Source organism: Luteibacter sp., assembly GCF_051958795.1.
In the GTDB taxonomy this organism is placed as follows: domain Bacteria; phylum Pseudomonadota; class Gammaproteobacteria; order Xanthomonadales; family Rhodanobacteraceae; genus Luteibacter.
In genome coordinates, this window is sequence record NZ_JBQCFT010000058.1 from 1 (window position 1) to 11,804 (window position 11,804).

General features: G+C 66.6%; 7 protein-coding genes. 5 read left to right on the forward strand and 2 right to left on the reverse strand.

The annotated features are described in order from the left end of the window. Window positions 1-184: 184 nt before the first annotated feature. Entirely contained in the window at window positions 185-1,453 is a 1,269-nt protein-coding gene (tviB, locus tag ACTHLF_RS03260; protein WP_440324846.1) for a Vi polysaccharide biosynthesis UDP-N-acetylglucosamine C-6 dehydrogenase TviB, read from the reverse strand. Between the two features lie 361 nt (window positions 1,454-1,814). Between tviB and ACTHLF_RS03265 the strand changes: the two genes are divergently transcribed. The 4 genes from ACTHLF_RS03265 (at window position 1,815) to ACTHLF_RS03280 (ending at window position 8,575) form a co-directional block, all read left to right on the forward strand. Further along, window positions 1,815-2,465, forward strand: coding sequence for a response regulator (locus ACTHLF_RS03265; RefSeq protein WP_440324834.1), 651 nt, complete (start codon window positions 1,815-1,817; stop codon window positions 2,463-2,465). Then, complete coding sequence (locus tag ACTHLF_RS03270; protein WP_440324836.1) at window positions 2,462-4,783, forward strand: hybrid sensor histidine kinase/response regulator; 2,322 nt, start codon at window positions 2,462-2,464, stop codon at window positions 4,781-4,783. Before ACTHLF_RS03265 ends, ACTHLF_RS03270 begins: the two co-directional genes overlap by 4 nt. A gap of 200 nt (window positions 4,784-4,983) precedes the next feature. Then, window positions 4,984-7,506, forward strand: coding sequence for an autotransporter family protein (locus ACTHLF_RS03275; RefSeq protein ID WP_440324838.1), 2,523 nt, complete (start codon window positions 4,984-4,986; stop codon window positions 7,504-7,506). A 208-nt stretch (window positions 7,507-7,714) separates the two neighbouring features. Next, on the forward strand, window positions 7,715-8,575 hold the full coding sequence (locus ACTHLF_RS03280) for an aldo/keto reductase (RefSeq protein WP_440324840.1): 861 nt from the start codon (window positions 7,715-7,717) through the stop codon (window positions 8,573-8,575). A gap of 132 nt (window positions 8,576-8,707) precedes the next feature. On the opposite strand, the gene ACTHLF_RS03285 is transcribed toward ACTHLF_RS03280, so the two are convergent. After that, a complete protein-coding gene (locus ACTHLF_RS03285) occupies window positions 8,708-10,000 on the reverse strand; it encodes an NAD(P)/FAD-dependent oxidoreductase (protein ID WP_440324842.1) in 1,293 nt (430 codons plus the stop codon). A 178-nt stretch (window positions 10,001-10,178) separates the two neighbouring features. On the opposite strand from ACTHLF_RS03285, the gene argS reads away from it, so the two are divergent. Next, window positions 10,179-11,804: arginine--tRNA ligase (gene argS / locus ACTHLF_RS03290; protein ID WP_440324844.1), on the forward strand; the 1,626-nt coding region annotated here is incomplete at its 3' end.

An 11,804-nucleotide genomic window follows, 5' to 3' on the forward strand; every position in this document is an offset into this window, starting at 1 on the left:
GTGGGCGGGGCGGGGCGCGGGGCGCCCCCCGCGGCGCGGCGGCGGGGGGGGGGGCGGGGCCGCGCGGCGCCCGCCCGGCGGCCCCGCGCGCGGGGGGGGGGCCGGCGGGGCCTGCCTCCGCGCCGCGCCCCCCCCCCCCCCCCCCCCCCCCCCCCCCCCCCCCCCCCCCCTCCCACAGGGTTCTTCAGAGCCTGCCGTCCACCGCCTCGCGGGGGAGGACATATTTCACGTCGTACACCACTGAAGCCGGTTTGCCGAAAGCCCGAATACCTTCCGCGCCCATGGCCGCGAACTCCCGGTGGCCGACGGCGACGACGACGGCGTCGTACGTGCCGGGGCGCGGGTTGTCCACCGGCGCAATGCCGTACTCATGGATCGCCTCGTCCGCACGCACCCACGGGTCGTGCACGTCGACCGTGACGCCATAGGCGTGCAGGGCGGCGACGATATCGACGACACGGGTGTTGCGAAGGTCGGGGCAGTTCTCCTTGAACGCGAGCCCCAGCATCAGCACGCGGGCGCACACCGGGTTGATGCCCTTGCGCACCATCAGGCGCACCAGCTCGCTGGCGATATATGGACCCATGCCGTCGTTGGTGCGGCGGCCAGCCAGGATCACGTCGGGATGGTGGCCCACCTGTTGCGCCTTATGCGTCAGGTAGTACGGATCCACGCTGATGCAGTGGCCCCCGACCAGGCCCGGGCGGAACGGGAGGAAGTTCCACTTGGTGCCGGCGGCTTCCAGCACCTCGAGCGTATCGATTCCGAGTTTGTTGAAAAGGATGGCCAGGTCGTTAACGAGCGCGATGTTGAGGTCGCGCTGCGTGTTCTCGATGACTTTGGCGGCTTCGGCCACCTTTAGCGAGCTGGCACGATGCGTGCCAGCGGTGATGACCGAGCGGTACAGGGCATCCACGAAATCGGCGACTTCTGGCGTGGAGCCGGAGGTCACTTTGAGAATTCCCGTAACGCGATGAGTCTTGTCGCCGGGATTTATCCGTTCCGGCGAGTAACCGGCAAAGAAATCCTTATTGAAAATGAGTCCCGATTCGCGCTCCAGGATCGGCACGCAGACTTCTTCCGTGCAACCCGGATAGACGGTGGATTCGTAAATAACCACGTCGCCGGATTTGAGAACTTTGCCCAGCGTTTCGCTCGCCCGGATCAGCGGCGTGAGATCGGGGCGGCGTGCCTCGTCGATAGGCGTGGGTACCGTGACGATGTAGGTATCGCACTCGGCGAGGTCGTGCATGGCCGATGAAAAACGCAGGCGCCGGGCTAAGCCGAGTTCGTCGGCATCCACTTCCAGGGTGACATCCTGGCCCGAGCGCAATTCCGAAATGCGTCGTGAATTGATGTCGAATCCGAGGGTTGCGTATTTCTTGCCGAATTCGACGGCAAGCGGTAGGCCAACGTAACCCAGGCCGACAATCCCCAACCGCACCGTGTCCAGCGCAGGCGCGACGAACGGAGCGGTGGCGGCGTAAGGGCGCGCGCTGGCGTCCTGGTGATCGACGACGGCCTCGCCTGATGAACGGCTTTCTGTATCCATCCCCGCACCCACCCCTGGCTTTGCCTTGAGAAATCCGGAACTTCCGGGCGGCCAAAGCGTAGCAACGCGACCCACCGTACTTCTGTATCGCTTACGTGCTCCTACTTATGGCCGATGCCGTGCCGCTGAACGGAACGCCCCGCACGGGAGCCCCGCCCGGTGAAAACGACGTTTACAAGCGGGGGAGCCCGCGATATGGTTCCGGCCGCCAGTCCCCACCGGTGGTCAGGCATATGGCTAGAATCAGGCTTTGGGTACGCTGATGTCCGCGCGCACTTACATCGGGTCGGTACGCGTGGCCTTGCTGGATGACCACGCGCTCGTCCTGAAGGGCCTTGTCGCGCACCTCAAGACCTACTCCTCGCTTTCCATCGTGGGCAGCTCCCCGAACAGTCAGCATTTTCGGGCTTTGCTTGCATCGATGCCCGTCGACGTGGCCCTGATCGATTATTCGCTGGCCGCCGATGATCCGGACGGGATCACCCTGGTGCGTTCATTGCGTTCGGCATTCCCGCGCATGAAGGTGGTGGTGGTCTCCGCTTATGACGATGGACCCCTCGTACGCCGGGTGCTTGCGGCCGGCGCGCATGGGTTCGTGGCGAAAAGCCAGGATCCCGACGACGTGATCCGCGCGATCGACGCGGCCATGACCGGTCGCATTTATGTACCACCCGCGCTGGAGCGCGTGCTGGAAGACGGGACGGATCCCAAGCTCTCTCCCAAGGAGACCGATGTGATCCACTGCTTGCTGAAAGGTATGACCGTCACCCAGATCGCCGACAAGTTCGGGCGCAGCCTGAAGACGATCAGTGCGCAGAAATCATCGGCCTTCCGCAAGCTCGGGCTCGACAACGATAACCAGCTCTATGCCATGCGCGAGCATGTGCGCGCGCCGGAGGAAGGTAACGAGTGAAGCGATGGCTCGCAGGCGCCTTGCTGGCGTGCCTCGCCTCGCTGGCTTGCGCCGCGGATGCGCCCCTGACGCCGAAGCAATGGGCGGCGGCACATCCCGTCGTGCGCATCGCCATCGATGACCAGCAGGGCGGCCGCATCGGCGGGCAGGCATCGAATCCGCTCGTTACCCAGTACCTCACGCTGGCTGAAGCAAAGACCGGCCTGCGTTTCGTCGTCGTGCACACGGGGTCGTGGGAGGAATCCGTCGCGGCGTTCAAGGCAGGGCGTATCGACCTGTTGCCGTCGCTCACCGATCGCCTGGTAGGCGACCTGGGCAGCGATGCGACCTGGTCGCATCCGTTTTACGTGGGGCATACGCTGCTGATCACCCGCACGGTGGGTCCGGCACGCCTGACGCTAAACGAGCTGGATGGGCGGACCCTCGCTTATAAGGGCGGTGGCGAATACGACAGCTGGCTGCGCCGCGAGCACCCGTCCATCCGCCGGCTTCCCCTCGCCGATGTCCACCAGGTGCTGGCCGCCGTGGAGAGCGGTATCGCGGACGCGGGCCTGGGCATCGATGTCACTTACCATCCGATAGTCCGCCGCGACTACGCATTGAGCCTGCGCATCGCCGGCGATATCCCCGAGATGCCGGTGAGCGTACGGCTCGCCGTGCACAAGAACGCGCCCCAGTTGCTTTCGCTTATCGACGAGAGCCTGGGCCGTATCAGCCCCGGCGAAAACGAGGCGGTGATCGAACGTTGGCTGGAGACCGCCTACCTGCGTGCGCCAACGGTGGCGCACATCGCGTCTGTCTACCGCGTGGAGATCGGGCTGGGCGTCGCTCTGGCGCTCGCGCTCGTGTTTGCCGTCTGGCAGATGCGCCGTGCCCAGCTGGCGTCACGCCGCGGCGAGGAACAGAAAACGCTGTTACTGGCCGTCATGAGCCACGAAGTGCGTAACTCGGTGAATGCCGTGGCGTCGTCCATCGAACTCATGGCGCGCGCACCCATGGACGAAGCCCAGCGCGACCTCATGGCCATCGCCCAATCCAGCGCGCACAACCTGCAGGGGTTGCTGCGCAGCGCGCTTGATTACACCCGCAGTGAATCCGAAGGGTTCACGCCGGAACTGGCCTCATGCGACGCACTGGCCGTTGCGCGGGATGTGCTCCAGGGGCATGCGGGCGCCATGGAGCAGAAAGGCCTCGCCGTGCGCCTGGATCTTCCCATGGGGCCGCTGCCGTGGCTGCTGCTCGATGAAACGCGCTTGCGGCAGGTGCTGGAGAACCTGCTTTCCAATGCGGTGAAGTTCACTGAAAAGGGGCATGTGGGCATCGCGCTCTGGCAGGTCGTGGAGGACGGCGCACCACGCCGGCTGGTGTTCGAGGTATTCGATACCGGCACGGGCATTCCAAAAGACCGCCAGCGCGGGCTGTTCCGGCCTTTCTCGCAGGCACATGGCGCACGTTCGCGGCGGCTCGGTGGCACGGGCCTTGGCCTTGGGATTTGCCGTGAGATCGTGCAGCGCCTGGGCGGGCGTTTCGTCCTGAGTAGCGAGGAAGGCGTGGGTACGTCGGTACGCGTGGAGTTGCCGACCAGCCTCGTACCATCGGCGCCGGCCGCGGAGGCCGCCTCGCGTGATGACGTGGCTTGCGGCGGCGGTACCGTTTTGCTGGTGGAAGACCATCCGGCGAACCGGCAGATCATCGCGGCGCAATTGCGCTTCCTCGGTTTCGATACCGTGGCCGCCGACCACGGTCAGGCCGCGATCGATGCGTTCGAGCCGGGGCGGTTTGCGGCGGTCCTGCTGGATTGCGAGTTGCCCGACATGCAGGGCTACGACATCGCCGCGGAATTGCGTGCCCACGAAGCCCGCGTTGGCGGCGAGCGGACACTGTTCGTCGCCATCTCCGCCAACCACGGCGCCGAGCACGCCCAGCGTTGCAGCGAGAGCGGGATAGACGTGGTGATGGGTAAGCCCCTGGCCCTGGATCGCCTGCGCGAAGCGCTCGCGCCGCCGGCTGAGGTGGACGATGTGTTCGAGGTGTTCCGTGGCGAAGGCCTGCGAGACCTCGATACGGCATTGGCGGCGGCCGAGCGCGGCGATATCGCCGCCGCCCGGCAATCGATGCATCGGCTGCACGGCGCGGCTTTGGTCCTGCGTCTACACCAGCTCGAAGATGCGATCACCGAGGTATCCGCCGCCCTCGACGGCGCCAACGACGACGTGCTGGGCAAGCGTGCCCAGCGTCTGCGCGAGGCACTTCACGCCGTGGCCGCCATCCCAGGCAGCTCGGCTGGATTCACGATCTCCTCACGTTTGCAAGCGTAATTGCCCACGTATTGCGGAGCCCACCCGGGGCCGGACACCCGGGGTGGGCCGACGTTGCCTAGACGAAGGGAGGGCTTTCCGCACCAAAAGGAATCGGGAATTTAGGAGTAGTCCCAATAGCACTGTGGGGTTGCGCATGCTGGAATGTCCCGGCATGCCACGCTGCGAAGCGGCCAGGCCCCCCACCCAAGGAAAACACCATGATTACCCACGTCTCGCGCGCAAGCCGCGCGCGCTTGTGCATGGCCATTGCTGCCGCACTGGCCGCTCCCTCCATTCCGGTTTCCGCGCGTACCCTGCTGCCAGGTGCCAACGTCACCGTCCGACCCGGGGATGTCGTCGAGGCATGGATGCTGAACCAGGCGACCCTGACGGTGCAGGCGGGCGCATCCACCAACGCCATCGAAGGGTTCCAGTCGACGCTCGACCTCTCGGGGCAGGTATCGGCCACGGGCTCCGGCGTGCTCCTGCATAACGGCAGCACGGCCACGCTTACCGGCGCCCAGGTCACATCGCTAAGCGCAACGGGGCTTGTCCTGAGCAACCAGAGCGCCAACCCGGGATCCGACGTCGGTGCTACCGCCACCGTCGCGCGCTCGCAGATCACCGGCGGCGCTTTGGGGGCGTCGGTGTTCAATGCCGGTACGCTGAACCTCGATGCGTCGAACGTCGCCGGCGTCGGTACGTCGGGTAGCGGCCTGCTGCTCGCCGACGGCAGCGTCACCGCGACCGGTGGGACCGTTATCTCAGGCACGGTTAACGGCGTAGTGATCCAGGGCGAGAACCGCTTTGGTACGAACCCGGCGGCGGGTCGCCACCTGCTCATCGACGGCTCTACCGTGCAGGGGCAGACGGGTAGCGCCATCGTCATGGGTCCGCGCGATCCTGCGCAAAACACGGCGGACGTTACGTTGCGCAACGGGGCTCGCGTCGTGGGTGGCAACGGCGTGGCGTTCGAGGCGGGTGGGGCGACCGACCTGACGGTGCAGGCCGAGAACAGCACGGTGGTCGGCGGGGCGACCGTCTCGGGTGGCGCGCATATCGGGTTGGACCTGGGCGGCGGCGCCGCGATGACGGGTGACCTTTCCGCGGCCGGTGGCCGCATCGACGCGGTCGTATCCGGTGGCCGCTTGCTGGGCGCGACGAGCGGCAACGTCGGCATGACGCTGACCGATGGCAGCTGGCAGATGACGGCCGATTCCTCGCTGGCCTCGCTGGCACTGGACGGTGGCGCGCTCACGCTCGGCGATGGTGGTCGCTGGCAGACGCTTCGCGTCGATGGTGACCTTTCGGGCAGCGCTGGCGACGTGGTGTTTCACACGCAGATGAACGCGGGCGGCGCCCTTGCGGCGCAGGACACGGATCGCCTGCTGGTCGCCGGCGATGTAACGACCACGGGCAGTACCCGGATCCTCGTCGTACCCACCGGCGATGGGGCGCTGACCGATGCCAATCGTAACGGCGCGGTCGATGCGAACGAGGGGATTTCGCTGGTCCAGGTGGCGGGCAGCTCCCGCGCGGATGCCTTCGTCCTCGCCGGCACGTATGTCGCGGCCGGTCCTTACCAGTACACCTTGCATGCGTTCGGGCCGGGTGCGACGGATGCATCGCAGAGCCTTCTTCCCAACGGTGCATCGTGGGATTACCGCCTGGGCAACCGCTACGTGAGCGACTGCGGCGATGCGTGCCCGCCGGTCGATCCGGTGCCGGAGCCCGGCCTCGATCCCGAGCCGGAGCCGAGTCCCGATCCGGTCGATCGCGTCGCGATCGTGCCGCAGTTGCCGTCGTACATGCTCGCGCCCATGGCGCTACAGAACTTCGGCAACATCCTCAACGATGGCCTGCACCAGCGCCTTGGCGAGATCCGCGACAGCGTGTACGGCGCCGACGCGGGCGGTGAGGTGTTCGCCCGCTACATCGGCAGCCAGCTCAACTACAGCCGGAACCTCTCGTTCCAGCGCTATGGTTACGACTTCGACCAGCAGATCAACGCGCTGCAGGTCGGTGCGGGCATCGTCGCGGTCGATACCGACCAGGGATCGATCCGGGCCGGCTGGGCTCTCGACCATGGCACCACGCGTGTCACGCCTAGCGCCGCGGATGGCAACAGCCGCGCGAAATACTACGCCAATGGCGGCGCCGCCTGGGTGACCTACCAGCACGGTAGTGGGCTATGGGTCGATGGCGTGCTTGGTGTGACGCGCTACCACGGCGATGTCAGCACCGACCTGCGCGGCGATGACGTCGGCAAGCTGCACGCGATGGGCTGGACCATGTCGGTCGAGGTGGGTAAGCCGTTGCCGCTGGGCGACGACTGGACCGTCGAGCCGCAATTCCAGGTGCGCCTGCAGCAGCTCAACTTCCGCGACTTCCGCGACAAGGATGGCCTGGATATCCGCCTGGGTAACAGCGTGCAGGCCACGACGCGGCTTGGCGTGCAGGTGGGTCGTACCGCCAATCCGAGATTCGCGCCTTACGGCCGTGTTGACCTGATCCACGCCAGCAACGGCAACCCGTCGATCAGCGCTTCGAGCGAGGCATGGACTGCGGGCGACACGTTCCAGACCGGCCGCACCGGCAACAGCTACCGCGTCGCCGCCGGCCTGACCAGCCAGCTTACCGATCACATCCAGCTGTATGGCGAGGGCAACTGGCAGCACCACGTCGGTGGTTACGGCCTGCGTGGCTGGGCGGCGAACGCAGGGGTGCGGGTGACCTTCTGACGTTCGAGTCAACTCGAATCGCGCGCCAGCGCGCTCCCACAAGGGCATCGCAGCCTCTGTGGGACCGCGCTTGCGCGCGATAGGCCTGCAAAGGCCCCGGAACACCCGTGGGAGCGCGCTTGCGCGCGATACAAGTTCGCCCCATTTAAACAAGATATCGCGTACCCATAACGATGGAATTACCTCCCAACCCGCAGGAGTCCATCGAATGGCAAGCATCAACGCGTCCTCAAGCGGCACGTTCAAGATAGGCGGCGACCTCGAGGTCAACCGGCTCGGCTTCGGCGCCATGCGCATCACCGGCGACGGCATCTGGGGCGACCCGGCCGACCCGGCGAAGGCCCGCGCCACACTTAAGAAACTACCTGAGCTTGGTATCAATTTCGTAGATACGGCCGATAGTTACGGCCCATATGTAAGCGAAGATCTCATTCGCGAAGTGTTGCATCCCTACAAGGGTATGGTCATCGCGACCAAGAGCGGCCTGACCCGTCACGGGCCGAATATCTGGGCACCGCTCGGCCGGCCGGAATACCTGCGCCAGGGCGTGCTGATGAGCCTGCGCCGGCTCAAGGTCGATCGCATTGATTTGTGGCAGCTGCACCGCGTCGACGAAAAGGTCCCCGCCGACGAACAGTTTGATGTGATCAAGCAGATGCAGAAGGAAGGGCTGATCCGTCATGCCGGCCTTTCCGAAGTCAACGTCGGCCAGATCGAAGCAGCGCAGAAGTACTTCAAGGTCGCCACCGTCCAGAACCTATACAACCTCGGCAACCGCCAGAGCGAGGAGGTGCTGGATTACTGCGACAAGCACAACATCGGCTTCATCCCGTGGTTCCCGTTGGCTGCGGGCGCGCTCGCGAAAGAAGGTTCGGTGCTCTCGAAGATCGCCGGCAAGCTCGGCGCAAGCAACGGCCAGGTCGCGCTGGCATGGCTGCTGAAGCGCTCCAAGGTCATGCTGCCCATCCCCGGCACGGGCGATCCGGAGCACCTGGAGGAAAACGTGAAGGGCGCCTCGCTACAACTCTCGCAGGAAGACTACGAAGCCCTGGAACACGCGGTGAAGTAAGGCAGCGTCCCGCTGTCGTAGGAGCCCACCCTGTGGGCGATATCTTCTCGCCACGAGCCCGCACCCCTTGCGGCTCTTCCGCGAAGAGATGTCGCCCACAGGGTGGGCTCCTACGAGAGATGCGTCTTCGGCTTAGTGCAGCTTCACCGGCGGGTAGGTCGTGCGGCGCAGGCGGTCGGCGATCCATAGCGCGGTCGCGCGGCCGTAGCCGTGCAGCGCCACGCGGTGCATCTGTTCGAGCGACACGTAGAGCATCTTCGCCAGCCACCCACGCAACGGCAGTACCGATCGGCCGGGTGGCACGGTGGGCACTTCACCCGCGGCCTGCCGCGCGCCCAGCGACACGAGCGTGCCCTTCGCGTGGTAGCGGAAGGGCGATGCGGCTTCGCCGGCGACCAGCCGCGGCAAGGCCTTCGCCAGCCATGTCGCCTGCTGGTGCGCGGCCTGTGCGGTAGGCGGCACGACCGTGCCTTCCGGGCTGAAGGCCGCATAGGCGCAATCGCCTATCGCATAGACATCGCGCACACCCTTCGCCGCCAGATGGGAGTCAACGATGATGCGCCGGTCGCGCGATAGTTCGAACGGGCCGAGCCCGGTGACGAAGTCGTGGCCGATCACGCCCGCGGCCCACACCTGGATCTCGCACGGTACGTGGGATCCATCGTTGAGGGTGAACGAACCTTCCTGCACGGATTTGACGCCGACGCCGACGCGCACGTTCACGCCCATGCGCACGAGGATGCGCTGCGCCCATGCCGAGGTACGCGGATCCACCGCCGGCAATACACGAGGGGCCATGTCCATCAGGGTGATGTCGAGCTTGCTGGCTGGTGAGAGCCCGCCGTAGCGGTGCATGTCGTTGAACGCGTGGTGCAGCTCGGCCGCCAGCTCCACGCCGGTGGCACCCGCGCCCACGATACCGATGCGGATCTTGTAGGCTGGGTCGCCCGCCGTGCGCAGGGCGAGGGCGAGGATCCGCTTGCGCAGGCGTACTGCCTGGCCGGGGCTGTCGAGCATGTCGCAGTGCTCGAGTACGCCCGGTGTACCGAAGTCGTTCACGCGGCTACCGAACGCGAGCACCAGGGTGTCGTAGGACAGCGAGCGTGCGGGCAGGATCAGCTCGTCCGTACCGGGCAGGTGCACGTCGGCGAGGTCGATCCGTTTCGCCGCCGTATCCACGCGGCGCAGCGCGCCGGGTTCGTAGCGATATCCATGGGTGGTGCCGTGGGCCAGGAAGGGCACGGCCTCCTCGCCATCGCCCAGCAGGCCCGCGGCCAGCTCGTGCAGTCGCGGTTTCCAGAAGTGGCTCGGATCCCGATCGACCAGGACCACTTCGCATGAGCCGTGCCGGCCTAGCCGCGTTGCCAGTTCCACGCCTGCCGCGCCGCCGCCGACGATCACTACCCGGTGCTTGCCTGATTCCACGGATGCTTCCCAATGGCCATTACTGATCGAGAGCATAAAACCTAACCCGTCGCTGGCTTGCGAAGCCTCGGCCTTTCCTGTAAATCCGTGACCCCATGCCACGATTCATGCGACGACGAACCTGATCCCCCCTCCCGGTGCCACGCGCGCCGTCGTTCGTCATCGTCCCGGAGATCGCATGTCCCTGTCCCTTATCGCACGGGTGGACGAGGCTCTCGCCTCGGCCTTCCAAGCCCTTTCGCTTCCCCTGGAGCTTGCGCACGCCGAACCCTCGGCGCGCCCGGAGCTGGGTGATTTCCAGTGCCATGGCGCGCTCGCCGCGGCGCGGGCCGTGCGGCGGCCGCCGCGCGCCATCGCCGACGACATCGCGGCGGCCTTGCGGCCCGATGCGCGGTTTGCGTCCGTCGAGGTGGCCGGCCCCGGTTTCGTGAACCTGCGCCTTGCCGATGCCTTCCTTGCCGAGGTTGCCGCGGCGACGCTGGCCGATCCCGACCTTGGCGTCGCGGATGAAGGGCAGGGCCGCCTTGTCGTGCTGGACTTCGGTGGCCCCAACGTCGCGAAGCCGCTGCACGTGGGCCACCTGCGCTCGCTCGTGCTTGGCGAAAGCCTGCGTCGCATCCATGGCGCGCTGGGGTGGCGGACACACGGTGACGCGCACCTGGGTGACTGGGGCCTGCAGATAGGCATGCTTAGCGCGGCGATCCGCCGGCAATCGCCCGGGCTGGCGTATTTCACTGGCGACGGGCCGTATCCAGACCATGCGCCGGTGACACTCGACGAGCTCGAGCGCCTGTATCCCGAAGCCGCCGCCGCGAGCCGGGATGATCCCGCACGGATGGACGAGGCACGCGCGGATACGGCGGCGCTGCAGGCGGGTAACCCCGGCTTGCTCGCGTTGTGGCGCAACCTTCGCCAGCTGAGCGTCGATGCGCAGGTGCGCGATTTCGCCTCGCTCGACGTGCATTTCGATGCGCTGGATGGCGAGAGCGACGTGCGCGACGCAATCGCGCCGCTCGTCGACGACCTGCGCACGCGGGGCATCGCGCGCGAGAGCGAAGGCGCGCTGGTGGTGGACGTGGCACTGCCCGACGATACGAGCGACGTACCGCCGCTGCTCCTCGCGAACCGCGATGGTGCCGCGCTCTATGCAACCACCGACCCCGCCACGTTGCAGGCGCGTACGCGCACGCCGGGGTTGGCCAGGGTCGTCTATGTCGTCGACCAGCGGCAGGCGCTGCACTTCCAGCAGGTCTTCCGTGCGGCGCATCGTGCAGGCATAGGCAGGGGTGTCGAACTTGTCCACGCTGGCTTTGGCACGGTGAACGGCAAGGACGGCAAGCCGTTCAAGACCCGCGAGGGCGGCGTGGCGCGCCTGCGCGATCTGCTCGACGAAGCGGTAGAACGGGCACGCGAGCGCGTCGATGCGTCCGCGCGCGTTGCTGAAGACGAGCGGGGAGCCCTTGCGCGGATGATCGGCATCGCGGCGGTGAAGTTCGCGGACCTTTCCGGCGACCGGCTCTCGGGCTACGTGTTCGATGCGGAACGGCTGGTGGCGTTCGAGGGGAAGACCGGACCGTACCTGCAGTACGCCGTTGTTCGCATGCGTTCCGTGCTGGAGAAGGCGGCCGACACGCGGGCACTCGATCCGTACGCGCGTGAGGCGGCGGAACGCGAGCTGGTGCTTGCCTGCCTCGCCTTTGGCGGCAAGGTCAGCGAAGCGGCGCAGCTGCTGCAGCCCGGCGTCCTCGCTGCCTGGGCCTACGACGTGGCACAGCGGTTCAGCCGCTTCTACGACCGCCGCCCG

What these genes read in the sequence shown, in the direction of transcription:
- ACTHLF_RS03265 (WP_440324834.1), top strand. Translation starts at nt 1,815, where the DNA reads ATGTCCGCGCGCACTTACATCGGGTCGGTACGCGTGGCCTTGCTGGAT.
- ACTHLF_RS03275 (WP_440324838.1), top strand. Translation starts at nt 4,984, where the DNA reads ATGATTACCCACGTCTCGCGCGCAAGCCGCGCGCGCTTGTGCATGGCC.
- ACTHLF_RS03280 (WP_440324840.1), top strand. Translation starts at nt 7,715, where the DNA reads ATGGCAAGCATCAACGCGTCCTCAAGCGGCACGTTCAAGATAGGCGGC.